Raw genomic sequence first — 23880 nt, 5'->3', positions numbered from 1 at the left:
GCCGGCCATGAGTCCGGCGGGGAGGGGCGTGGGCGGGTCAGTCGGTGAACTGGCGGACGGCACGGACCAGCGCCACCGTGTACCTCTTCTGCCCCTTCGCGCGGTGCATGAGCCGGGCGTCCCGCTTGTTGCGCATGTTGCCCGCCTCGAGCATCACGGTCGGGACGTCGGAGAGGTTGAGCGTGCCGAGGTCGCCCCGCGCGTCGATGCCGGTGCCGCCGGCGACGTAGTTGGCCTTACGGAAGCCCTGGTGGACCAGCGTGTGCCGCAGCACCCGGGCCAGCCGGCGGCTCGGCTTGAAGATGTCGGCGGTCCACTTCTTGCGGTAGGTCGGCCGGATGACGTGGAACCCGCGGGCGCCCTTCACCGTGGTCCCGTCGCCGTGCAGGGAGATCATCAGGTCGGCGTCGTACTTCGCCCCGGCGCGGCCCCGGGTGTTGATGCACGGGCCCCACTCGTCCTCGGAGTTGCTGTGCCGCGTCAGCCGCACCACCGCGCCGAGGCGGCGCAGCTGCTTGCGCACCCGCACCGCCAGCTGCCAGGTGAACGTCGCCTCGGGCCAGCCGCCGTTGGTGGCGGTGCCGGTGGTGTTGCAGGCCTTCTTGAACCCGCCCGCGTTGACGAGCCGGTTGATCTCGTCGGGGAAGTTGTGATTGCCGAGCTGGTGGCCGGGGTCGATCACCACCGTCACGCCGTCCAGCGGCCGCGCGGCACGCGTGCCGGTGGTCGTGGCGGACGCCGTGCCGGGCACCGCCCCGACCAGCAGACCGGCGGCCAGCGCCAGCGTCAGGAGCGGGGCCAGCAGCGGGGCCAGCAGCGGGGCCGCGAGGGGGGCCGGGACGCGGGCGGGGACGACGGACGGGCCGAGCCGGTGGGGGAGCCGAGACATGCCAGCAGGGTAGGTCCGGAGTCCGCGGTGCGCAGCGGGCTCGGTGCATCGGGCCGCGCCGCTTAGACTGAGGCCGCGCCGGCCCGTCCGGCGTCCCTGAAACCCCACCGCGCACCCGCAGGAGTCGCCGTGCCCGTCGTCGTCGTCGACGTGATGCCCAAGCCCGAGATCCTCGACCCGCAGGGCAAGGCCGTGCAGGGCGCTCTGCCCCGCCTGGGCTTCTCCGGGGTCAGCGACGTCCGCCAGGGCAAGCGCTTCGAGCTGACCGTGGACGAGGTCACCGACGAGGTGCTCGCCCAGGTCGCGCAGATGGCCGAGACCCTGCTGAGCAACCCGGTCATCGAGAACTTCACCGTCCGGGTGGAGACCGAGGTCGAGGCCGCGGTGGCGGGAGCGGGCGCGTGAAGGTCGGCGTCGTCACCTTCCCGGGGACGCTCGACGACGTCGACGCCGCCCGCGCGGTCCGGCTCGGCGGCCACGAGGCCGTCTCGCTGTGGCACGGCGACCACGACCTCAAGGGCGTGGACGCCGTCGTCCTGCCCGGCGGCTTCTCCTACGGCGACTACCTGCGCTGCGGTGCCATCTCCCGCTTCGCGCCGGTGATGACCGAGGTCGTCGCGGCCGCGCACGGCGGCCTGCCGGTGCTCGGCATCTGCAACGGCTTCCAGATCCTGTGCGAGTCGCACCTGCTGCCGGGCGCGCTCATCCGCAACGACCACATGAAGTTCGTCTGCCGCGACCAGCGGCTGCGGATCGAGAACAACCGCACGCCGTGGACCGCGGCCTACGCCGAGGGCGCCGAGATCACCATCGCGCTGAAGAACGGCGAGGGCGGGTACGTGGCCGACGAGGCCACCCTCGACATGCTCGAGGCCGAGGGCCGGGTCGTGGCCCGCTACCTCGACCTCAACCCGAACGGCTCGCTGCGCGACATCGCCGGCGTCACCAACGAACGCGGCAACGTGGTCGGCCTCATGCCGCACCCCGAGCACGCGGTCGAGGAGCTCACGGGCTCCGGCACCGACGGCCTCGGGTTCTTCACCTCGTTCCTGGAGCAGGCCGCCTCGGCCTGAGCAGGAGCGCCACCGACGCACCGCGAGCCGGGGCGACGGAGCAGCGGGACCTGGTGGTCCCGCCCTCCGCCGCCCCGGCTCGTGCCGTTCCGGGTCCGACGGGCCGGCGTCGGCACCGGCGCCGGCCCGCGGCAGGCCGGGAGCGCGTCAGGAGCGCTGGCCGGTGCGCAGCATCGTCCACTGAGCGGCGGTGACGACGCCGGTGGCGTCCAGGCCGACGCGGCGCTGCCACTGCTTGACGGCGGTGGCGGTGGAGGCGAGGAAGACGCCGGTGACCGGCGTGTGGATCTTGTCGGAGACCGCGTTGAGCGTCCGCTGGAGGCGCCTGACCTGGTTGCTGCCGTCGCCGAACTTCAGGCGCGTGCCCTGGGCGTACTCCGACAGGGCGGCGACCCAGTTCTCCCGCGACCAGGTCCTCGACATCGAGAAGCCGTGGTGGCGCTGCCAGGAGCGGACGACCGCGACGAGGTCGTCGTCGTAGACGCCGTCGACGGTCCCGCCGGCGAACCCGTCCAGCTTGAGGACGCACTGCAGCGCCTTCACCCGGGACGCGCTGGGTGTCACGGTGGTGCCGCTCGACGTCGTGTGGGTCGGTGAGAGGGCGGGGTAGTCCTGGAAGTCGATCCGGGTGCCGTTGCAGACCGAGGCCTCCTCCGGCGCGGTGGTGCCGGTGCCGAGGTCGAGGTAGCTGGAGTCGATGTTGACGGTGACCCCGCCCCAGGTCTCGTCGTGCCCGCCGCGGTACTGCTTCATCCGGGCGCCGTCGGACCACCCGTCGTCCGAGATGTACTCGCTGGAGGTGGTGGCGTCGCCGTCCCAGTCGGCGATCCAGATCCGGTCGGGCAGCGCGAAGCGGTTGGGCCGGTTCTGCCGGGCGCCGTCGAGCGCCTTGATGCCGGAGCTGGCGCTGGAGTAGACGCCGGAGACGTAGCCGAGCTCGTGGAGGCGGTCGGTCCACCCGTCCAGGAAGGAGAGGGCGGACTCGCGGCAGTGCTTGCTCCCGAGGTTGAAGCCCTCCATGTCGTACCAGAGGGTCGAGCCGGCGGCGATGCCCAGGTCGGAGGCGGTGTTGACCGCGTGCGAGGCGGAGCCCACGCCCTGCTCGTAGGCCTGGTCGTAGCGGCCGTTCTTCCCGGGCTTGGCGATGACGGTCTCGTCGTTCTTGTACCGGGGGAAGCGGGGGTTGCAGGACGCCTGGGGCCCGAGCGTGATCGGGAGGATGCGCCAGCCCTTGGCCGCCTGCGTGGCCACCCACGTCGCGGTCAGGTTGGGCTGGCTGCGGCAGGCGCGCGAGGCGCCGGAGATGTAGACGCCGACTGCCTGGTAGGGGGACGCCTTCCACCAGGCGTTCATCGTCTTCTGGCTCTGCGTGTGGCACTGGTCGAAGGCCAGGCCGGTGAAGTTGCGGGGCGTGACGACCGTGGGGTCGCCGTCGCGGGTGGCGGTGCCGGCGGCCTCGGCGGCGCCGCCCGTCAGCCCGGCCGCGAGCAGCGGGACGACGGTGAGGGTGGCGAGGACGGTGGTGAGCAGTGCGCGCAGGCGCGTACGGCGGTGCATCGTGACTCCGAGGGGTCGGGAGAGGCGCCCGGGGAAGGGGCCGGAGGGGAGCGGCCCCAGCACGATAACCCCAGGAGTCACTCCCGTACCGGGCTTCACGAGAGGTGCACACGACCGAGCCCGGGCCGGCGGACCGGACCCGGGCTCGGGGTGTGACGGGGTGCGAGCGCTGCGGCGGGCCGTTGTCCGCCGAGGGCTCAGGCCTGCGCGGCCACCGCGCGGCGGGCCCGCACGTGGGCGACCGTGAGCGAGGCCCCCGCGAGGGCGGCGCCCGCCGCGAACGCGCTCGCGGTGAGGAACGCGGCCGACATGCCGGGCACGACCTGCCCGCTCACGGCACCCGCGGCGTAGACGGACACGACCGCGGCGAGCCCGACCGCGCCGCCGAGCTGCTGGGCGGTCTGCAGCAGACCGGACGCGGCGCCGGCGTCCTGCGGCCGGACCCCGGCCATGACGATCGAGGTGAGTGGCATGAACACCAGGCCCGCCGAGGCGCCGATGACGAGCAGCGGCAGGAGCAGGTGCGGGAAGAAGCCGTCGCCGGCGTCGTAGGTGGACAGGGACGCGAAGGCCACGGTGAGGCCGAGCGCGCCGGAGGTCACCAGGACGGGCGCGCCGAACCGCGCGACCAGGCGCGGGGCGAACCGCGAGACCGTGAAGATCGACAGGCTCACCGGCAGGAACGCGAAGCCGGCGGCCAGCGGGCCGTAGCCGAGGTCGCCCTCGAGGATCTGCACCACCAGGTAGAACATCGACATCTGCGCGCCGAACATCAGCGGCATGACCACGAGGGCGCCGACGCGGCGGCGGTCGCGGAGCAGCTGCGGGTTGACCAGCGGGACCCGGCCGAGCGCCTCCTGGCGCAGCTCGGTGCGCACGAGCAGGGCGACGAGCACGAGGCCGACGACGAGCAGGTCGAGCGTCCGGGTGGAGGTCCAGCCGTGGTCGGCCGCACCGACGAGCCCGTAGACCAGGGACACGGCGCCACCGGTGGCGAGCAGGGCGCCGAGGACGTCGAAGCGACCCGGTCGGCGCGGGGTCTCGCTCACGAACCGGCCGACCAGGGCGATGACGGCCAGGCCGAGCGGGACGTTGATCCACAGCGTCCAGCGCCACGAGCCGAGGTCGGTGACGATGCCGCCGAGCAGCAGGCCGACGCTCGCACCGCCGCTGGAGACGGCGGCGAAGAGGGCGAACGCGCGGTGGCGGGCCGCCTCGTCCTTGGCGCTCGTGGTGAGCAGGGCCAGGACGCTCGGGGCGGCCAGCGCGGCGCCGACCCCCTGCGCGGCCCTGGCGGCGACCAGCTGGCCGGGCGTCTGGGCCAGGCCGCCGAGCAGCGAGGCGAGGGTGAAGACCGTGAGGCCCACGCGGAAGACGGAGAGGCGCCCGAGGACGTCGCCCAGCCGGCCGCCGAGCAGGAGGAGGCCGCCGAAGGCGAGCGTGTAGCCGTTGAGCACCCACGAGAGGGACGCCGGGCCGAAGCCCAGGTCGGTCGCGATGTGCGGCAGCGCCACGTTCACGACGGTGGCGTCCAGGACGATCATCAGCTGGGCGACCAGGACGATCGCCATGCCGAGGCCGGCCCGGCGGTCGGCCCGGTGGTCGGCCCGGTGGTCGGCCCGGTGGGTGTCTGCCTCGCCGGGGGCCGTCGCCTGGTGGCGGGGGCCGGGCTCGAGGTGCGCGACGCCGGGCTCGGCGGTCGGCGGCACCTGCGAGTGGGCGCGGGAGGAGGCGGGCGAGTGGCGGCGCTCGTCCAGGACGTCGCCGGCGTCGAGCATGACCGTCTCGAGCGGCTGTGGCGCGGGCTCTGCCTGGGTGCGGGGGCCGGCGTGGCCGGGGTGGAGCGTGATGCGGGTGAACGACTCGTGCGGGTCGTCGGTGCGGGGAGTCGGGGGCGTGGTCTGGGACATGGGGAGCGTCCTGTTCTGACCGGGGCGGTCGACGTAGACTCTGGAATCGGAGATGTCCTCCGGTTCGCTGTCGACGATACGGAGACACTCTCCGCTTAGCAAGGTTCGGGGACGAGGTGTTCCCGCAGGAGTCGTGAGAGGTGCGTCATGCGCGCTGATGCCCAGCGCAACCGGGACAAGATCGTCGATGCTGCTCGTGAGGCCTTCCGCTGCGGCGGCTACGACGTCCCGCTCGACCAGATCGCCAAGGCCGCCGGCGTCGGCCCCGGCACCCTCTACCGGCACTTCCCGACCCGCGACGACCTGCTCGACGCCGTCATGGCCCCCTGGGTCGCGAACGTCGAGGCCGCGGCCGACCGCGCCCTGGCCGCCACCGGCACGCCCCGCGAGCGCCTGCTCGCCTGGTTCGACGAGTACGTGCACCTCATCTGCGTGCACAAGGGCGGCCCCGCGAAGTTCACCACCGCCCTCGGCGACGAGGGCTCCCCGATCAAGCACAAGTGCGGCGTGCTCCTGGGTGCGCACGAGCGCGTGCTCGAGCCGCTGCTCGCCGAGGGCGCGCTGCGCGACGGCGTCACCGCGATCGAGGTCGGACGCCTCGTCGGCGGCGTCGCCATGGTGAGCGACTCCGGTGGGCTCGACGAGGCGGCCGTCGCCCCGATGCTGGCCGTGGTCGCCGACGGGCTGCTCGCCCCGGCCCCCGCCGCGTCCGCCTCCTGATCCTGCGAGCGCGTCGGCGTCCACCCGTCTGGACGTCCGGGGCGCCATGGACGGATCCACGGACCCGGCCCGCGGGGCGCTGGGAGTATCGGCCGCATGAGGTCCGCCCTGCTCAGGCACCCGCTGCGACTCGTCCGAGTTGCAGCGGCTGTCGCGATGACTCTCGCGTCGGCCTCGTGCGGGGAGGCCGGATCGACGACGGTCGACGACGACGGCCCGCTCTCGACCAGCACGGTCGTAGGTGGAGGCGCGGTCGATCCGCCGCTGGGCTGGAAGGGGTCGTTCGAGGCGACCTTCGGGTCGTTCGTCCTCTGCTCCACGGAGGAGGGGGCCAGCATCCGTCTGACCGAGGTGACCTTCCCCTCCGGTGCCCCGGACGGAGTGACGGCGTGGGTCCGGAGGGTGCTGCCGGATGACGTGGCGGCCGTCGCGCCCCGGAATCGCCACCGGCGGTTCACGCCCGTCGCCTTCGGTCTCGGCGCTCCGCCCTCGTTCGACCAGCCCTACTCGTCGATGCGGCCCGCCGGCGACTACACCGACGACGTCAGTGCGGTCACGGTCGACGAGTCCTGCACACAAGTCCACCGGGCGGCGTCGGCCCTTGCCTCGGGGGACGTGCCGACGCACGGCTACGACGAGCTGATGATCAGCGTGCCGTCCACTCACCGAGGCGCCGACGTGCGGGGGTTCTCCATCTCCTACGAGGCCGACGGTCGTTCCTACGACGTCCGCGTCCCGTGGACCATGGTGGTCTGCGACGCGAAGGGCACACGTCGGCACTGCTCGTGAGGTGCGAGCACCGAGGTCTCGGATCTGCCGGTCGGGGTCGGGCGGGCCTGGCAGCAGGTCCACCCGCGCTCGCCGAGGTGAGCCGAGGGGCGGTCGGCAGGTAGATTGCCCCCGTGCTGGACACCGTCTCCGTCGCCGCGTCCGACCCCGACCGCGAGCAGCCGTTCGCCGAGCTCGGGCTCAAGCCCGACGAGTACGCCAAGATCAAGGAGATCCTGGGCCGTCGGCCCACGAGCTCCGAGCTGGCGATGTACTCGGTCATGTGGAGCGAGCACTGCTCGTACAAGTCCTCGAAGGTGCACCTGCGCCAGTTCGGGGAGATCCCGCAGGAGACGAAGGCCGGCCGCATGCTCGCCGGCATCGGTGAGAACGCGGGCGTCATCGACGTCGGCAACGGCTGGGCCGTGACGTTCAAGATCGAGTCCCACAACCACCCCAGCTACGTGGAGCCCTACCAGGGCGCCGCGACCGGCGTCGGCGGCATCGTCCGCGACATCCTCGCGATGGGCGCCCGCCCGGTCGCCGTGATGGACCCGCTGCGCTTCGGCCCGCTCGACGCCGCCGACACCCGACGGGTCCTCCCGGGCGTCGTGGCCGGCGTCGGCGGCTACGGCAACTGCCTCGGCCTGCCGAACATCGGTGGCGAGGTCGTCTTCGACTCCACCTACTCCGGCAACCCGCTGGTCAACGCCCTGTGCGTCGGCGTCCTCAAGCACGAGGACCTGCACCTGGCCAAGGCGTCCGGCGAGGGCAACCTGGTCATCATGTACGGCGCCCGCACCGGCGGCGACGGCATCGGCGGCGCCTCGATCCTGGCCTCGGACACGTTCGAGTCCACCGGCCCGGCCAAGCGCCCGGCGGTCCAGGTCGGCGACCCGTTCATGGAGAAGCTGCTCATCGAGTGCACCCTCGAGCTGTTCTCCGCCGGCATCATCGCCGGCATCCAGGACTTCGGTGCGGCCGGCATCTCGTGCGCCACCTCCGAGCTGGCCGCGGCCGGTGACGGCGGCATGCACGTCGAGCTGTCCGGCGTCCCGCTGCGCGACTCCACGCTCGCTCCCGAGGAGATCCTCATGAGCGAGTCGCAGGAGCGGATGATGGCCGTGGTCGAGCCCGGCGACGAGGCGCGCTTCATGGAGATCTGCGCCAAGTGGGACGTCGAGGCCGTCACCATCGGCACGGTCACCGGCACCGGCCGGCTGGTCATCGACTGGGACGGCGAGACCATCGTGGACGTCGACCCGCGCACCGTGGCCCACGACGGCCCGGTCTACGAGCGCCCCTACGCCCGCCCGTCGTGGCAGGACGCCCTCCAGGCGGACGGCGCGGAGTCGCTGCCCCGCCCGGCGGCCTCCGAGCTCAAGGACCTGCTGCTGACGATGGTCGGCTCGCCGAACCTGGCCGACAAGAGCTGGGTCACCGACCAGTACGACCGCTACGTCCGCGGCAACACGGTCCTCTCCCAGCCGTCCGACTCCGGCATGATCCGGATCGACGAGGAGAACGGCACCGGCGTCGCGCTGGCCACCGACTGCAACGGCCGCTTCGCCAAGCTGGACCCGTTCGCCGGCGCCCAGCTCGCGCTGGCCGAGGCCTACCGCAACGTCGCCACCGGCGGCGCCACCCCGCTCGCGGTCTCCGACTGCCTCAACTTCGGCTCCCCGGAGGACCCGGACGTGATGTGGCAGTTCGCCGAGGCCTGCCGCGGCCTCAAGGAGGCCTGCCTGACGCTCGGCGTCCCCGTCACCGGCGGCAACGTGAGCCTCTACAACTCCACCGCCGGCAGCCCGATCCTGCCGACGCCGGTCGTCGCGGTCCTCGGCCTCATCGAGGACGTCGCCAAGCGCACCCCGTCCGCGTGGAGCGCCGCCGGCGAGCGGGTGCTGCTCCTGGGCGCCACCCGCACCGAGCTCTCCGGCTCGGAGTGGGCCCACGTCGTCCACGGCCACCTCGGCGGCACCCCGCCGCAGGTCGACCTGGCGGCCGAGATGTCGCTCGCCGCGCTGCTGGCCGAGGGCTCCGCGCTCGACACCGGCCTGGTCACGTCCGCCCACGACCTCTCCGACGGCGGCCTCGCCCAGGCGCTGGTCGAGACGAGCCTGCGCCACATGGTCGGCGTGCGCGTGTCGGTGGCCGACGTCGCCGACGGCGACCCGTTCGTCGCGCTCTTCTCCGAGTCCACCGCCCGCGCGCTGGTCACCGTCGCCGAGGGCGACGTGGCCGCCTTCTCGGCGCTGGCCGAGAAGCACGGCGTGCCGGTCACCGAGCTCGGCGTCACCGGCGGGGACGACCTCGTCGTCTCCGGCGCGGACGGCGAGGTGCTCACCGCCGGCCTGCTCGAGCTGCGCGCGGCGTGGACCGCGCCCATCCCGGCGGCCATGGCCTGACGGGGCCCGGCCCGCCCCACGGCGGGCCGCCCCGCGCCGGGTGACGCCCACCCGGTGCCGCAGAACGACGTGGAGGACCCGTGGCCGACGACCTCCCGGTGACCCGCAGCCTCACGGTGCGCGGCGCCGACCTGACGGAGCGGTTCAGCCGCTCGTCCGGGCCCGGCGGCCAGGGCGTCAACACCACCGACAGCCGGGTCGAGCTCGTGCTCGACCTCGAGGCGGCCGACCTGCCCGAGCCCACGCGCGCCCGGCTGCTCGAGCGGCTCGCCGGGCGGCTGGTGGACGGCCGCCAGCTCGTGGTCGCCGCGAGCGAGCACCGAGCCCAGCTCGACAACCGACGTGCCGCCCGGGAGCGGATGACGGCGCTGCTGGCCCAGGCGCTGGCCCCACCACCGAAGAAGCGCCGCCCCACGAAGCCGACACGCGGTTCGCAGAGGCGGCGCCTCGACGCCAAGAAGCAGCGCGGTGAGATCAAGAAGGGCCGGCAGAAGGGACGCGGCGGCGACTGGTCGTGAGCCGGCCCAGCCGCCTCGCCGGCCGGACTCAGACGCCCGCGGCCAGCCCGAGGGCCGCGAGGTCGGGGTGGTCCCCGGAGTTGTCGACGACGACGTGCTCGGCCCCGTGCCAGGAGCACTCCCGGCCGCTCGCGCCGGTCCAGAACTCGTCCCAGTGGGCGAGCTTCCAGGAGTCGCGGGAGTAGCCCCGCTCGACGACCCGCCGCCGCACGGTCTCCCCGTCGGTGACGACGTGGACCACCCGCCACAGGGCGGGCGGCCAGCCGTGCGTCGCGGCCTGGCGGACGAGGAAGTCCGGCTGGTCCAGGTAGGCGCCGAACGGCGCGTCCAGCACCACCGAGCGCCCGAGCCGCAGGTTGTCGCCCGCGACCCGGAGCAGGGCCGCGTACTCCAGCGGCATCACCTGCTCGGTGTACCAGGGGTTGTTGTCGCGGTCGCGCGGGTCGTGCCCGGCCCCGGCCAGCAGGGCCTCGACGAACTCCTTGGCCAGCGAGTCCTTGTCCAGGTAGGCCGCCACGGAGCGCGTGGCGATCTCCCGGGAGACCGCGCTCTTGCCCGAGCCGGCCGGACCGATGACCACGTCGACCACGGGGAGGTCGCCCGCGGCGTCGGCCACCTGGCTCATGCGAGGACTCCCTTGCGGTCGCGGACGAAGGCGCCGTAGGAGACGGCACCCACCAGCAGCAGGATGCCCCCGACGAGGAAGACGAGCGAGTAGGAGCCCGTGGCGTCGAGGATCCAGCCGGTCACGACCGGGGCGAAGGCCGCACCGACGAAGCCGCCGAAGTTCTGGATCGCGCCGAGCGAGGCGACCTGGTGGGCGGGGGCGACGTCGCTGGCCAGCGTCCAGATGACGCCGATCGGGACCTGCGAGAAGAAGTAGCCCAGGCAGAGCAGGACGATGGTGAGGCCGGTCGAGCTCACGTAGGCGACGGGGAGCACGGACGCGGCGGCGAGGGTCGCGCCGACCACGATCGGCAGCTTGCGGGCCCGCAGGACGGGCATGCCGGACCGGACGAGCGCGGCCGACGTCCCGCCTCCGACGAGGACGCCCAGGACGCCGCACAGGTAGGGGAGCGCGGCCACCCAGCCGGCGGTGGAGAGGGAGAAGCCCTGGTCGGTCTCGAGGTAGCTGGGCAGCCAGGTGAGGTAGACCCAGACCGTGTAGAAGATGCCGAACGCGCCGAGCACCATGAACCAGGTGTTGGCCTCCTTGAGCAGGCCGCCCCAGGTGCGCAGGGACGACTTCTGCTCGCCCTCGGCGGCGTCCTCGGCCGCGAGCGCCTCGGCGCCCTTGATGGCGAGCGCCTCGTCGTGCGACGGGTCGCGGTAGGACAGCAGCCACACGGCGACGAGCACCACGCCCAGGACGCCGACGGCGACGAACATGCCCTCCCAGTCGAAGGTGAGCAGCAGCCAGGTCAGCAGGGGCGGCGCGATGGCGTTGGCGATCTGCGAGCCCGTGTTGATGAGCGAGATCGGCAGCGAGCGCTCGTCCTTGGCGTACCAGCGGTTGGCGACCTTGAGGCCGGAGGTGAAGAACGGGGACTCCGCCACGCCCAGCAGCACGCGGAAGGCGTAGAGCGGGCCGAAGGCGCGTGCCGTCGCGGTGAGCAGCGTGACCGCGGACCAGGCGGTCGCGGCACCGGCGTACATCCGCTTGGGGCCGAACCGGTCGACCAGGAAGCCGGCCGGCAGGTTGGCGATCGCGTAGGGCCAGGAGAAGGCCGAGAGGAGCAGCCCCATCTCGGTGTTGGAGAGGCCGAGCTCGGAGGCGATCGTCGTGTTGCCGACGCTCAGCGTGGAGCGGTCGAGGTAGTTGACGATGCCGCCGAGCACCAGCAGGGCGACGAACCACCAGCGCAGCCGCTTGACGGCCGGGGAGAGCCCGGAGGACGTCGCGGTGGCGACGGACTCCGGGGCGCGCATCTGGGTCATGGGGAGTGCTCCTTGTCTGGGCGGGGCGTCAGCGGCCCGCGCGGGCGTCGGCGACGGCGCCGACGAACTCGGCGGCGGCCTTGGTGATGAGGACGGGGTCGAGGTCGGCGCCGCCGGCCTTCGTGATGTAGCTGGCCGCACCCACGGCGGTGGCGCCGGCGGCGAACCACTCGGCCGCATTGCCGGGGGTGACCCCGCCGGTCGGGCAGATCGGCACGTGGGCGAGGGGGGCCTTGATGCTCTTGAGGTAGCTCGGGCCCAGCGCCTCGGCGGGGAAGAGCTTGACCACGTCCGAGCCCGCCCGCAGCGAGGCGAGGACCTCGGTGGGGGTGAAGGCGCCGCCCAGGGCCAGCGCGCCGGCGGCCTTGGCCACGGCCAGGACGTCGGGGGCGACGTGCGGGGTGACGATGACCGAGGCCCCGGCGTCCAGCGAGCGGTGCGCCGCGTCCGCGTCGAGGACGGTGCCGGTGCCGACGGCGATCTCCTCGCCGTACTCGTCGGCCAGCGTCCGCACGACCGACAGGGCGTCCGGGGTGGTGAGCGGGATCTCGAGCACCCGGACGCCGCCCTCGATCGCCGCGTGGGCGACGCGCTCGGCCTGGGCGGCGGAGCCCATGCGAAGGATGAGGACGGTGGCGGTCTGTTCGAGGAGTGCGGCGGCGTGGTTCGTGGTCACGGTCACACGATAGAACACGGATTAACAAATAGGAACACCCATGTGAATCCATGTGAACCTGTGATCATCGGATGTGAGGTCGCGTGACCTCTCCGCGGCTCGGGCTGACAGACTGGCCGGGACGCGGTCCGACGGAGGAGGTGGCTGGTGGCAGGCATGATCCCGGTGCAGCGGCACGAGCGGCTGCTGCAGCTGCTGAGGCGCGACGGGGTGCTCTCCACCAGGGCGCTGACCGATGCCCTCGACGTCTCGCACATGACGGTGCGGCGCGACATCGCGGCGCTCGAGGCGGACGGCCTCGTCGAGGCCGTCGCCGGGGGCGTGCGCCTCGTGGGCACCGGCGCCGGCGTCCAGCCGCCCCGCGGGCGCGCGCAGCGTGCTGAGCTCGAGCTCGACCGCAAGCAGGCGATCGCCGCGATCGGCGCAGGCATGGTGGAGGACGGGGCCACCGTCTACCTCGACGCCGGCACGACCTGCCAGGCGCTCGTCCCGCTCATCGCCCGGCGCGAGGGCGTCACGGTCGTCACCAACGACTTCTTCTCGGTGATCGCCCTGCTGGACCACCCCCACGTCGAGACCGTGCACATCGGCGGCCGCGTCGACACCGACTCCGGCTCGTCCTGCGGGGTGCTGGCCACCCGGATGCTCGAGGCCTTCCATCTGGACGTCTTCTTCCTCTCCACCGGAGCGTGGAGCGTCGCCCGGGGAGTCACCGCGCCGACGGCCGACAAGCTGGACCTCAAGCGCGCCGTGATGGAGCGCAGTCGCGCGACCGTCCTGCTGGCGGACGCCACCAAGTACGGGGCCGCGGCGACCTACCGCGTCGCCGGGCTCGACGACCTGGACTCGATCGTGGTCGACGACCGGCTCGACCTCGGCGCGCGGGACCAGCTCGCGGCGCTCGACGTGGACGTCCGGCTCGCGGCCACCGTCCCGCCGGCCTGAGGGCTGACACCTCGGGCGGGCCCCCATCCGAGGACGCCGCCCGCCCCGAACCCCCCGCATGCTGCCCCGACCCACCACCGGTGCGCTGAGCCGCCGCCGCGTCCTGTCGCTGCCCGCCCTCACCGCCGTCGGGGCGACGGGCCTGGCCGTGACAGGCTGCTCCCGGACCCCGGAGGTGCCCGACATGACCGACCCCGACGCCGACCCCGGCGCTGGCCCCGACGCCGCAGCCGCGGGCGAGCCGCGACAGGTCGCGTACGGCGACGACCCCAGCCAGTACGGCGAGCTCACGCTGCCCGACGGCGAGCCGGTCGGCGTCGCCGTCCTGGTGCACGGCGGGTTCTGGCGGGCGCAGTACGGCCTCGAGTACGCCCAGCCGCTGGTGCCGAGCCTCGTCGACGCGGGCTGGGCCACCTGGGTGGTCGAGTACCGGCGGGTCGGTTCCGGCGAGGGCGGGGGTGGCGGTGTCCCCGAGACCCTGGACGACGTGCGCGCGGCCCTCGCGCTGCTCACCGAGCCGTCGAGGACCGGCGTGGACCTGCCGCTCGAGCGGGTCGTGGGGCTCGGCCACAGCGCCGGTGGGCACCTGGTCACGTGGGCTGCCGGTCCGCACGGGCCGGGCGTGCTCACCCACGTCATCAGCCAGGCCGGCGTCCTCGACCTGGCGGGTGCGGCGACGGCCGGGCTCGGAGCCGGCGCGGTCGAGGAGTTCCTCGGCCATCCCTACGGACCCGAGGACGCCTGGGTGGACCCGCTCACGCAGGTGCCGCTCGACGTCCCCGTGTGGTGCGTGCACGGCGACGCGGACACCAACGTGCCCCCGTCGCAGTCGCTCGCCTACGTCGAGGCGGCCACCGCGGCGGGGGCACGTGCGGAGCTGGTCGAGGTCGTGGGCGACCACTTCGTGGTGATCGACCCGGGCTCGCAGGCGTGGTCGAGGACTCTCGTCCTCCTCGACGGCCTGGTGGACGGAGCCGGGACGGCACCGACCAGCTGACGCGGCGACTCGACGGTCCGGGTCGGGGGCCCGGGCCGACGGCTCCTCCCGCCGCGTGGTCCAGAAGGTCTCCAGTCGGGCGTCTCAGCCCTGGTCCTGGGCGAGGTGGGCCACCTCGTCGGTGACCTGCTCGGTGGTGCGGGCGACCGCCTGGATCGCGTTGCGGGCCGTGTCCGCGGCGGCCTTCTGCACGGCGGCCGCGCTGGAGATGACGGCCTGGGCCTCGGTCACCCGGGCGAAGACCGACTCGATCTCCCCGGCGCTGGCCAGGACGTCGCGGGTGCCGTTGCGGACGTCGTCCACGACCCCACCGATGAGCTCGGTGGCGCGGGCGGTCTCGCCGGCCAGCTCCTTGACCTCGCCGGCGACGACGGCGAAGCCCTTGCCGGCGTCCCCGGCCCGGGCCGCCTCGATGGTGGCGTTGAGGGCGAGCAGGTTGGTCTGCTCGGCGATGCCGGTGATGGTCTGCGCGATGGTGGCGATCTGGGCCGCGGACTGCTCCAGGCGGCGGATCACCGCGTTCGAGGAGGTCACCGACGCGTTGGCCGCGTCGGCGGAGGCGGTGGCCGTGGCGGCGGCGGACTCGATCTCGCTCGCGGCGGCGAGCAGCTCGGCCATCACGGTCTCGGACTCGTTCACGCTGCCGCGGAGGCTGTCGCCGGCGGCGTTGAGGCCCTGGAGGCGGCGCTCCATGTCGGCGCTGCGCGCGGCGCGGGCCTCCAGCTCCGTGCGGGCCCGCTCCGCGGCGTTCGCCTGCTCCTGGGCCAGCTGCTGCTGCGCGGCCACCTGGTCGAGGGCGACGGCCTCGGCGCGGGCCTGCTCGGCGCGGCGGGCGGCGTCGGCGCGCTCGGTGAACGTCCAGGAGACGGCGAGCGCGACGCACTCGGCGAGCAGGAGGCCCGCGTGCAGGAGCGAGAAGAGGATGGGGTGCGCCTGGGCGCGGGGGTCGGAGAAGACCATCATCGGGTCCATGAGGCTCATGCCGATGTGGTGCAGCGCGACCACGACGATGGCGAGCAGGAACGGCGACCAGGTCTGGTAGAGCGAGACCACCGCGACGGTGACGAAGAAGTGCAGGTGCAGGTCCGTCATGCCGCCCGAGATGTGGACGAGCACGACCGAGCACATGGTGAGGCTGAGCGACATGGCCGTGGCGCGGGCGGCCTGCGAGCCGAGCACCCGTCCGGCGAGGAACGCCAGCACGACGACGCCGATGCCGGTCCACGCCATCCAGCCGTGGTTGTCGGCGGCCGACAGGTGCATCGAGTCCTCGCCCGCGAACGGGTGCCACACCAGCGCGAGGACGACGAGGACCGGGATGTGCACCGCGGTGACCGCCGAGATGCCGTTGTGCCGGGCGCGGAACTCCGCCTCGCTCAGCTCGGCGCCGCGGGGGATCCACGAGCGTCGCTCGGAGGCCCCAGGTGCCGCGGCGACCGCGGGCGCGGCGCCTCGAGGGGCCGCGGCCGGGGCGGAGGAGGGCGGGTCTGCGAGCAGCGTCATGCCTGGTGGATCGGGAGGGGCACGGTGTGCCGTGAGGGGCTGCACAACTTCTTCACGTCCCCGGGACCAGGGTCCCTCGCGCGGGTGAGGCGCTCGGGGGCCGGTCGTGCGCTCCCGTCGTGCCGTCGCGTCGTGCGGGTGTCTCAGGTGCCGAGGCTGCGGCCGGTGAGCCGGGCCTCGGGGCCGGGGCCGGGCTGGCAGTGGGGGCACCACTGCGTGAGCCGGTTGGCCGGGTCGTTGGGGATCTCCTCGGCGCGGCGGATCGGCGTGCCGCAGCGCAGGCAGCGGCGACGCCGGGCGCCGTAGACCCAGTGGTCCTCGCCGGGCCGGCTGCGCCCGGTCGTCACCTGGTAGGCGCCCGGCACCAGCGCCGAGTGCCGCAGGGCGCGTGCGCTGCGGGCGACCAGGCGCTCGACGTCCACCTCGCCCACGGGGGTCCAGGGGCTGACGCCGGTGAGGAAGGCGATCTCGTTGGCCCACAGGTTGCCGAGCCCGGCCATCCGGGTCTGGTCGAGCAGGGCGCTGACCAGCGGCCAGCCGGGGTCGGCCGCGAGGCGCCGCACGGCCTCGTCGGCGTCCCAGTCCTCGCGCAGGGGGTCGGGGCCGAGGTGGCCCACGACCCGCGACTCCTCGCTCGTGGGCACCAGCTCCAGGCGATGCACGCGTCGGCCCCACGCGGTGGTGCCCGACTCGGTGGTCAGCGCCACCCGGACGTCGTCCTGCAGCCGGGCGGGGAGGCGCTTGCCCGGGCCGGTGAGCGACCACTCGCCGTCCATCAGGAGGTGGGAGTGCAGGGTGACGTCCCCGCTGAAGCGGGTGAGCAGGTGCTTGCCGTGGGTGTCGTGGCCGAGCACCTCGCGGCCCGTCAGGTCGCGCGTGGCCAGCTGCGGGACGCGGAAGTCGGAGGCGGCGAGGACGTGGCCGGCCAGCGCGCGGTCGAGCGTGCGCGCCAGCAGGTAGACGGTGTCGCCCTCGGGCATGACGGTGACGCTACCGAGCGGGACCCACCCGGCCGGGTGCGGCGCCGGTTGCGGCGCCCGGCGGGCAGAGCCCTGGAGGCAAGGATCGGGGCGGGCCGAGCAGGTGCCGTCCCGCTCGGACCGCCCCGACCGGATCGGGGTCGCCCGCGCGTGGCGGGCGAGGTCTCGCCGTGGTCAGTGTGCCCCGACGGGGCGCGGCGAGTCGTCGGTTCCCTCGACGTCCTGTGCGGCGGGAGAGCGCCGCACGGCCAGGGAGAGGACCACTGCGACGGCGGAGATGATGCCGCCCCAGACCAGCGCGGTGTGGGCGCCGGAGGCGACGGCCTCCGTGACGCTGCTGCCGGCCGCCAGGGAGGCGGCGCTCTCGCGGCTGAGCAGGGTCACGAAGAGCGCGGTGCCGGCGGCGCCCGCCACCTGCTGCACGGTGCCGAAGATCGCGCTGCCGTGGGAGTAGAGGTGCGGCGGGACGGCGGCCAGCGCCGTCGTCATGAGCGGGGTGAAGGCGAGCGCGAGGCCCAGCGACATGAGCACGTGCATGCCGATGACGGCGGGGATGCTCGAGCCGGTGTCGAGGGTGGACATCAGCCACAGCGCGGCGCAGGTGAGCGCCACGCCGGGCGGCAGCAGCGGGCGCGGCCCGTAGGCGTCGTAGGCGCGGCCGACGAGCGGGGCGAGCAGCCCCATCACCAGGCCGCCGGGCAGCAGGACCAGGCCGGTCGTGAGGACGTCCAGCTCGAGCGCCTGCTGGAGGAAGAGCGGGAGCAGGACGAGGGTGCCGAAGAGCGCCGCCATCACCACGGCGGTGAGCACGATGGAGAGGGAGAAGGTGGGGCTGGCGAAGGTCCGCAGGTCCATGAGGGCGCGGTCGCCGAGCGCGAGCTGACGCGCGACGAAGCAGGCCAGCGCCACGCCGCCGACGGTGAGCGGCAGCCACAGGGGCAGCGGGGCGTCGCCGGACTCGCCGATGGAGACGAGGCCGTAGATGAGCCCGGCGAAGCCGAGCGCGGAGAGCGCCACGGAGAGCACGTCGAGGGGGACGGCGCGGGGCTCGGTGACGTTGCGGACCCACCGGGCGCCGGCGACCAGGGCCACCAGGGCGATCGGCAGGACGAAGCCGAACATCCACCGCCAGCTGAGCGACTGGAGGATGAGGCCCGAGATCGTGGGGCCGATGGCCGGTGCCACCGAGATGACGATGGAGATCGTGCCCATCATCCGCCCGCGGTGCTCCGGGGCGACGACGGTCATGACGGTCGTGATGAGCAGCGGCATCATCACGGCGGTGCCGCTGGCCTGGACGACGCGCCCGAGGACCAGCACCCCGAAGGCGGGCGCCAGCATGCTGAGCAGGGTGCCCGCGCTGAACAGCGACATGGCCAGGACGAAGACGGTGCGCAGCGGCAGCCGGGTGAGCAGGTAGCCGCTCACCGGGATGACGACGGCCATGGTGAGCATGAACGCGGTGGTGATCCACTGCGCCGTGCTGGCCCCGACGGAGAACTCGAGCATGAGGTCGGGCAGGGCGACGCTCATGATCGTCTCGTTGAGGATCACCACGAACGCGGACGCCACCAGCAGCCCGATGAGCAGCCCGGTGCCGGAGGAGCCCTGGGTGGCCTGGGGCGAGTGGGGGGCGTGGGGCGCGGGTCGGCCGGCGGTGCCGGTCCCGGTGCTGGTTCCGCTGCTGGTTCCGCTGCTGGTTCCGGGGGCCTGGTGGTCGGCGACGGACGACACGGGGTGCTCCTGCTTCGATGACGAGGTGGGGGGGTGGCTGCCTGGCGGCTGCTGACATTGTGACAGTCAGTGCCATGTCTGCGCCAGATGCCAGGCGCGGGTCTACAGTGCTCGCATGGAGACGAGCGCCACTCTCGAGGTCGCCGAGCCCGGGCTGCGGGAGCGGCGGCGGCTCCAGACCGAGCGCGAGATCGCCCTGGCCGCCCTCGGGCTGTTCGAGGCCCAGGGCGTCGACGGGACGACGGTCGAGGACATCGCCCGCGCCGCAGGCATCTCCCCGCGCACGTTCTTCCGCTACTTCCACTCCAAGGAGCTCGCCGCGTTCGTCCCGGAGGTCGACATCGACCTGCGGTTCCAGAGCCGGTTGGAGCAGATGGACGCCGCGCAGCCGCTCGCTCCCCAGCTGGTGGGCATGTTCCGGGAGGTCCTCGAGGGCCTGGTCGAGGACGACGCGGCGGCCGTGGTCCGAAGGGTCCGCCGGCTCGAGCTCGCCGAGCCGGCCGTCCGGCTGGCCGGGATGCGGCGGGACGAGGAGCACACGGACGCGTTCGTCGCCCGGCTCGCCGAGGTGTTCGGCGCGGGCAGCGACCTCGAGGTGAAGGTCGTCGTCGAGGGCTGCCGGGCCGCGCTGCGCATCACGCTGGACCGCTGGGCCAGCGGCCTCGACCGCGGTGCCGAGGTCGACGTCTGCGCGACCTTCGACGTGTGCCTCGACGCGCTGTCCGCCCTCGGTCGCCGCGCCTGATCCCACTGCCGCGGGGGCTGATCCCGATCGGTCGCGGCCGATCCCGGCCGGCGTCCGCGTCTGCCGGGCAGACTGGGCCCGTGTTCCTGCGCTGGAAGCTCGCGGTGGTGACCGACGTCGGCAGCCCGGCCGGTCGTGACGCCGCGCTCCGGCTCGCCCGCGTGGGGGCGGGGCTGCTGTGCGCCGACCCCGACCGGGCCGCGGCCGAGGAGGTGGCGCGCGAGGTGGGCGCCCTCCGCGTCCAGGCGTGGACGTGGCAGGCCGACGTGACGGTGGCCGGCGACCGCGGGTGGCTCGCGGCCCGCGCCGAGGACCTGGGCGGGGCGGACCTGCTCGTGGCGAGCGGCACCGAGGCGCACGTGGCCGACCTGGCCAGGCGCCTGCGCCTCGACCCGGAGGTGCTCGAGGCCGCCGACCCCGCCGCCGCGATGCGGCACCTCACCGACGCCGAGCCCGGCACCGCGGTGCGGCTGACGGACTGACCCAGCCCCCCGGGGGCGTCAGTGCAGCGGAAGGTACGGCGAGAGGTCGGTGCGCTCGCCCGACGCGGAGACCTTGCCGGACTCCCGGGCCTCGGCCCAGCTCAGCGCACCGGTGGCGAGGCCGATGAAGGTGGCGCCGTCGGTCTCGACGACCGCCGGCGGCGTCCCGCGCGTGTGTCGGACCCCGGGGATGCACTGCACCGCCGCGAACGGCGGCACGCGGACCTCCACCGAGTGGCCCGGAGCCTTGTCCTCGAGCGTGGCCAGGTAGTGCTTCACGAGCAGCTTGAGGTCGGACTTCTGCGCCGTCCCGCCCTCCACGGCGGCCAGGGCCGCGCGGACGTCCTCGATCGGGGCGCGGCGGAGTCGGGCAGGCACGTCCTCGATCGTAGGCGGCGCTCAGGCCGCCACGGTCGCTGCCTCCGGCGGAGGGGTGGCCGGGGGGACTGGTGGGCGGTGTGTGGGCAACGGTTCGGCTGCCGGCTTCGGTTGGTGGGGCACCGCCGCATGTGGGACGTCATACGAACGGTGGCTTCGTAGGGCCGGTTCGTATGACGTCCGACCGAGGGGGCGCGGGACGTCATACGAGGCGGTGTGCCCCAGGGCCGGTTCGTATGACGTCCACGGCAACCGGCAACCGGCAACCGGCAACCGGCGGCCGGCGACGGGCGCCGGGGGACCGAGGACGCGGGCGGCTAGGTTGGCCCCATGAGCACCCCTCAGACCACCCCCCTGACCACGGAGGCCGCCCGCGAGAAGGTGGCAGCGATCCTGCCCGGCATCCGCAGCGACCTCGAGGACCTGGTGAAGATCGAGTCCGTCGGCGCCGACCCGGCCCGCCGCGGCGAGGTCGACCGCTCCGCCGAGGCCGTGCGCGCGCTGTTCGCCGCCGAGGGCTTCGACGCCGAGATCGTCTCCCACGAGGGTGGCTTCCCCGCCGTCCTCGCGCACAAGAGGACGACGGTCGAGGGTGCTCCCACCGTCCTGCTCTACGCCCACCACGACGTGCAGCCCGAGAACGACCACGCCGACTGGGACACCCCGCCGTTCGTCCCCACCGAGCGCGACGGCCGCCTGTACGCCCGCGGCGCCGCCGACGACAAGGCCGGCATCGCGGCCCACCTCGGCGCGATCCGCGCGCTCGGCGACGACCTGCCGGTCAACGTCACCATGTTCATCGAGGGCGAGGAGGAGCTCGGCTCCGAGACCCTGCCCGACCTGCTGGCCACGTACAAGGACCGGCTCCAGGCCGACGTCATCGTCATCGCCGACTCCGGCAACTGGGACATCGGCATCCCCGCGCTCACCACGAGCCTGCGCGGCCTCGTCCGGCTCGACGTGGAGGTGCGCACCCTCACCCACGCGGTGCACTCCGGCATGTGGGGCGGCCTCGCGCCCGACGCCCTCATCGCGCTCTCGCGCCTCATCGCCTCCCTGCACACGGACGCCGGCGACGTCGCCGTCGAGGGCCTGCACTCCGGCCCCGCGGCCGACGTCGACTACCCCGAGGAGCGGCTGCGCGCCGAGTCCGGCGCCGCCCCGGGCCTGGAGTGGATCGGCAGCGGCTCGGCCGTCGAGCGGCTGTGGACCAAGCCCGCCCTCAGCATCACCGGCCTGGACGCCCCGAAGGTGGACGGCGCCTCCAACACCCTCGTCCCCGCCGCCCGCGCCCGGATCTCGATGCGGATCGCCCCCGGCGACACCACCGCCAACGCCGAGGCGTGCCTGCGGGCGCACCTGGAGAAGCACGTCCCCTGGGGTGCGACCCTCTCGATGCGCACCGTCGACACCGGCGAGGCCACCGCCATCGACGCCACCGGCCCGCACTACGACGTCGCCCGCAGCGCCTTCACCGACGCCTGGGACGGCACCGAGCCGGTCGACATGGGCGTGGGCGGCTCGATCCCGTTCATCGCCGAGTTCCTCGAGTCGTTCCCGGCCGCCAGCGTGCTGGTCACCGGTGTCGAGGACCCGGACACCCGCGCGCACGGCGCGAACGAGGGCCTGCACCTGGCCGAGTTCGAGCGCGTCCTCGTCGCAGAGACGCTGCTGCTCTCGCGCCTCGGCGGGGCCTGAGCCACCTGCGGGGCGCTCAGCCCCCGGGCAGCGCCACGGTGAAGGTGCTGCCCCGGCCGAGGGTCGAGGCGACGTCCACGACCCCGCCGTAGCGCTCGGCGGTGCGCCGGACGATCGCCAGGCCGAGGCCGGAGCCGGGGCGGTCGGCCGCCACGGGGTCGCTGGAGCGGAAGAACTCCTCGAACAGGCGGAGCCGGTCCGCCTCGGGGATGCCGATGCCGTCGTCGCTCACCGACAGGGCGACGCTCGGCTCGTCGTCCTCCGTGGCGGTGAGCCGCACCCGCACCTGCCCGCCGTCGTGGGAGTACTTCACCGCGTTGCCGACGAGGTTGGTGACGAGGGTGACGAGGTCGTCCCGCTCGGCCCGCACGAGCACCTCGCCGTCGGGGCCCTCGCTGGCCAGGCGGACGTCGCGGGGCAGCGCCTGCCCGGCCATGACCGTGAGGACCTCGGCGACGACCGCCGTGAGGTCCACCGGCTCGAGCTGCGCCGGCTCGGGCGCCTGCTGCAGCCGGGCCAGGGCGAGCAGGTCCCCGACGATCCCGGTGAGCCGCTCGGAGGCCCGGTCGATGCCCGCCAGCGAGCGGACCAGCTGGTCGGCGATCGCGGTGGGCAACATCGGGCGGGCGTCGTCGACGAGGTCGCCCATGACGACGCCGAACCCGCTCACGGCGGCGAGCGGGTTCTTCAGCTCGTGCGCCATCGTGCGGACGACCTGCTGGCGGTAGCGGGCCAGCTCCGCCTCGCGCAGCCGCAGGCGGTGGTTGAGGACGGCACGGCCGAGGTCGTGGCCGATGTCGAGGGCCGCGTCCGCCTCCTCGTCGCTCCAGTCCTCCCTCGTGTGCCGGACCAGCACGACGTGGCCCAGCACCTCCCCGCCGCCGCCGATGGGGGCGAGCAGCAGGGACGCGGCGCCCTTCTCCTCCAGCGTCCGGACCAGGGCGGTGTGCTCGGGGCCGCTGAGCAGGCCGGGGGCCGTGCGCTGCGGAGAGCAGATCGCGACGCGCTGCGCGCGCCAGCACCGGGCGGCGACCTCGTCGAGCAGGGCGGCGGTGCGGTCGGTCGTCCAGGTGCACGCGGGGCCGGCGGCGCGGGCGTACCCGTGGTGGTGGGCGTGGCCCTCCGCCTCCACCACCATGCCGGGCTCGAGCGGGACCTCGCCCTCGTCCAGCGCGACGTGCACCTCGTCGACGCCGAACCCGTCGCGCACGGTCTCCTGGACGGTGCGCACGAGCTGGTCGAGCCGCTGCTCGGAGTGGGCGACGGTCCGGACGACGCGGCGGGTCGCGCCTGCCAGCCGGACGGACTCGGTCAGGTGCTCGCGCTCGACCGCCTGGGCCAGGGCCCGGACGGCGCGGTTGACGTGGGTCTCGATCACGACCCGGCGCCGGCGCCCGGGGCGTCGGCCGTCGACGGGGCGGTCGAGCCACAGCAGGCCGACCAGCGTCCCGCGCTCGTCGCGCACCGGCGCCATGAGCAGGTCGTAGGGGTGCCAGGCGCCCTCGTCGAGCGGCTCGTCCTCGTCGGCGGTCCACACGTGGTCGGCGTACTGGAGCGCGCGCTCGTGCGGCACGAAGCGCAGGGGGCCCCAGTCCTCCGCCTGGGCCAGCATGCCGAGGATCTCCGCGGTCGGCGTGACGTCGCCCTGGAGCGCCGCCTGGGCGTCGGGGTCCCCCGCGATCGTGACGAACTCGAGCTCCTCGGACCCGCGGAACAGGCTGACCGCGGCGGTCACGAAGCCGGCGCGGGTCGCGACGGCCTGGGCGACGTCGTGGAGCGTGACCACCAGGTCGGGCCGGCGGGTGACGGGGCGCCGGGCCGGGGGAGCGGGGCGGTCCTCGGGGCGCGCGGGGGTGACCGTCGTGGACGTCCGGTCGGTCGGGCCGGGGGTCGGGACGGATTCCGCGCGGAGCGAGTGCTGGGTCACGTCAGGCCTTGGGGGAGGAGTCGGCGCAAGGTTA

The 23880-nt window shown here is 74.1% G+C and carries 22 protein-coding genes; 11 read left to right on the top strand and 11 right to left on the bottom strand.

Annotation, left to right across the window (positions count from 1 at the left end):
* Nucleotides 1-37 precede the first annotated feature (37 nt).
* Entirely contained in the window at nucleotides 38-889 is an 852-nt protein-coding gene (locus E8D37_RS16555; protein WP_136570889.1) for an N-acetylmuramoyl-L-alanine amidase, read from the bottom strand.
* Between the two features lie 129 nt (nucleotides 890-1018).
* On the opposite strand from E8D37_RS16555, the gene purS reads away from it, so the two are divergent.
* Complete coding sequence (gene purS / locus E8D37_RS16550) at nucleotides 1019-1294, top strand: phosphoribosylformylglycinamidine synthase subunit PurS (protein WP_136570888.1); 276 nt, start codon at nucleotides 1019-1021, stop codon at nucleotides 1292-1294.
* Nucleotides 1291-1962 (top strand): phosphoribosylformylglycinamidine synthase subunit PurQ, encoded by a 672-nt coding sequence (gene purQ, locus E8D37_RS16545; protein WP_136570887.1) that lies wholly within the window; start codon nucleotides 1291-1293, stop codon nucleotides 1960-1962. Before purS ends, purQ begins: the two co-directional genes overlap by 4 nt.
* 147 nt (nucleotides 1963-2109) lie before the next feature.
* On the opposite strand, the gene E8D37_RS16540 is transcribed toward purQ, so the two are convergent.
* Entirely contained in the window at nucleotides 2110-3519 is a 1410-nt protein-coding gene (locus E8D37_RS16540; RefSeq protein ID WP_136570886.1) for a glycoside hydrolase domain-containing protein, read from the bottom strand.
* Between the two features lie 197 nt (nucleotides 3520-3716).
* Complete coding sequence (locus E8D37_RS16535; RefSeq protein ID WP_240770504.1) at nucleotides 3717-5429, bottom strand: MFS transporter; 1713 nt, start codon at nucleotides 5427-5429, stop codon at nucleotides 3717-3719.
* Nucleotides 5430-5576: 147 nt separating this feature from the next.
* Between E8D37_RS16535 and E8D37_RS16525 the strand changes: the two genes are divergently transcribed.
* From E8D37_RS16525 to arfB, 4 genes are all read left to right on the top strand, one after another.
* Entirely contained in the window at nucleotides 5577-6149 is a 573-nt protein-coding gene (locus tag E8D37_RS16525; RefSeq protein WP_136570885.1) for a TetR/AcrR family transcriptional regulator, read from the top strand.
* A 156-nt stretch (nucleotides 6150-6305) separates the two neighbouring features.
* Nucleotides 6306-6938 (top strand): hypothetical protein, encoded by a 633-nt coding sequence (locus E8D37_RS16520; protein WP_136570884.1) that lies wholly within the window; start codon nucleotides 6306-6308, stop codon nucleotides 6936-6938.
* A gap of 113 nt (nucleotides 6939-7051) precedes the next feature.
* Entirely contained in the window at nucleotides 7052-9325 is a 2274-nt protein-coding gene (gene purL, locus E8D37_RS16515) for a phosphoribosylformylglycinamidine synthase subunit PurL (protein ID WP_136570883.1), read from the top strand.
* An 80-nt stretch (nucleotides 9326-9405) separates the two neighbouring features.
* Nucleotides 9406-9843: an alternative ribosome rescue aminoacyl-tRNA hydrolase ArfB gene (arfB, locus tag E8D37_RS16510; RefSeq protein WP_136570882.1), complete on the top strand. Its 438-nt coding sequence runs from the start codon at nucleotides 9406-9408 to the stop codon at nucleotides 9841-9843.
* Nucleotides 9844-9871: 28 nt separating this feature from the next.
* Here arfB and E8D37_RS16505 read toward each other — a convergent pair whose 3' ends face one another.
* Genes E8D37_RS16505 through eda form a run of 3 tightly spaced genes read right to left on the bottom strand, consistent with a single transcriptional unit; the run spans nucleotide 9872 to nucleotide 12457 of the window.
* Entirely contained in the window at nucleotides 9872-10468 is a 597-nt protein-coding gene (locus E8D37_RS16505; RefSeq protein WP_136570881.1) for an AAA family ATPase, read from the bottom strand.
* Nucleotides 10465-11781, bottom strand: coding sequence for an MFS transporter (locus tag E8D37_RS16500; protein ID WP_136570880.1), 1317 nt, complete (start codon nucleotides 11779-11781; stop codon nucleotides 10465-10467). The genes E8D37_RS16505 and E8D37_RS16500 overlap by 4 nt, the downstream gene beginning before the upstream one ends.
* A 28-nt stretch (nucleotides 11782-11809) precedes the next feature.
* Nucleotides 11810-12457 (bottom strand): bifunctional 4-hydroxy-2-oxoglutarate aldolase/2-dehydro-3-deoxy-phosphogluconate aldolase, encoded by a 648-nt coding sequence (eda, locus tag E8D37_RS16495; protein WP_206055803.1) that lies wholly within the window; start codon nucleotides 12455-12457, stop codon nucleotides 11810-11812.
* A gap of 156 nt (nucleotides 12458-12613) precedes the next feature.
* Here eda and E8D37_RS16490 point away from each other — a divergent pair, with 156 nt between their 5' ends.
* Together E8D37_RS16490 and E8D37_RS16485 are read left to right on the top strand one after the other, a co-directional pair.
* The gene (locus E8D37_RS16490) at nucleotides 12614-13402 is read left to right on the top strand and encodes a DeoR/GlpR family DNA-binding transcription regulator (protein ID WP_136570970.1); all 789 of its coding nucleotides are present in this window, start codon (nucleotides 12614-12616) and stop codon (nucleotides 13400-13402) included.
* Nucleotides 13403-13460: 58 nt separating this feature from the next.
* Nucleotides 13461-14399 carry a prolyl oligopeptidase family serine peptidase gene (locus E8D37_RS16485; protein ID WP_136570879.1) on the top strand — a complete coding sequence of 313 codons (939 nt, stop codon included), beginning with the start codon at nucleotides 13461-13463 and terminating at the stop codon, nucleotides 14397-14399.
* An 84-nt stretch (nucleotides 14400-14483) separates the two neighbouring features.
* Here E8D37_RS16485 and E8D37_RS20640 read toward each other — a convergent pair whose 3' ends face one another.
* The 3 genes from E8D37_RS20640 to E8D37_RS16470 form a co-directional block, all read right to left on the bottom strand.
* The gene (locus E8D37_RS20640) at nucleotides 14484-15902 is read right to left on the bottom strand and encodes a methyl-accepting chemotaxis protein (protein WP_136570878.1); all 1419 of its coding nucleotides are present in this window, start codon (nucleotides 15900-15902) and stop codon (nucleotides 14484-14486) included.
* 143 nt (nucleotides 15903-16045) lie between these two features.
* Nucleotides 16046-16882, bottom strand: a complete 837-nt coding sequence (locus E8D37_RS16475; RefSeq protein ID WP_136570877.1) for a DNA-formamidopyrimidine glycosylase family protein — start codon at nucleotides 16880-16882, stop codon at nucleotides 16046-16048.
* Between the two features lie 174 nt (nucleotides 16883-17056).
* Nucleotides 17057-18616: an MDR family MFS transporter gene (locus E8D37_RS16470; RefSeq protein WP_240770503.1), complete on the bottom strand. Its 1560-nt coding sequence runs from the start codon at nucleotides 18614-18616 to the stop codon at nucleotides 17057-17059.
* 115 nt (nucleotides 18617-18731) lie between these two features.
* Between E8D37_RS16470 and E8D37_RS20150 the strand changes: the two genes are divergently transcribed.
* Nucleotides 18732-19361, top strand: a complete 630-nt coding sequence (locus E8D37_RS20150) for a TetR family transcriptional regulator (RefSeq protein ID WP_206055801.1) — start codon at nucleotides 18732-18734, stop codon at nucleotides 19359-19361.
* Between the two features lie 80 nt (nucleotides 19362-19441).
* A complete protein-coding gene (locus E8D37_RS16460) occupies nucleotides 19442-19843 on the top strand; it encodes an SDR family NAD(P)-dependent oxidoreductase (RefSeq protein WP_136570876.1) in 402 nt (133 codons plus the stop codon).
* Between the two features lie 18 nt (nucleotides 19844-19861).
* Here E8D37_RS16460 and E8D37_RS16455 read toward each other — a convergent pair whose 3' ends face one another.
* Nucleotides 19862-20221 carry a sterol carrier family protein gene (locus E8D37_RS16455; RefSeq protein ID WP_136570875.1) on the bottom strand — a complete coding sequence of 120 codons (360 nt, stop codon included), beginning with the start codon at nucleotides 20219-20221 and terminating at the stop codon, nucleotides 19862-19864.
* Between the two features lie 330 nt (nucleotides 20222-20551).
* On the opposite strand from E8D37_RS16455, the gene E8D37_RS16450 reads away from it, so the two are divergent.
* A complete protein-coding gene (locus tag E8D37_RS16450) occupies nucleotides 20552-21919 on the top strand; it encodes a dipeptidase (protein WP_136570874.1) in 1368 nt (455 codons plus the stop codon).
* 16 nt (nucleotides 21920-21935) lie between these two features.
* On the opposite strand, the gene E8D37_RS16445 is transcribed toward E8D37_RS16450, so the two are convergent.
* Nucleotides 21936-23846, bottom strand: coding sequence for a GAF domain-containing sensor histidine kinase (locus E8D37_RS16445; RefSeq protein WP_136570873.1), 1911 nt, complete (start codon nucleotides 23844-23846; stop codon nucleotides 21936-21938).
* Nucleotides 23847-23880 lie beyond the last annotated feature (34 nt).

Source organism: Nocardioides sp. GY 10127, assembly GCF_004919085.1.
Lineage (GTDB): Bacteria > Actinomycetota > Actinomycetes > Propionibacteriales > Nocardioidaceae > Nocardioides.
The sequence above is the reverse complement of the archived record's forward strand: the minus strand, read 5'-3'. Positions and strand labels throughout refer to the sequence as shown.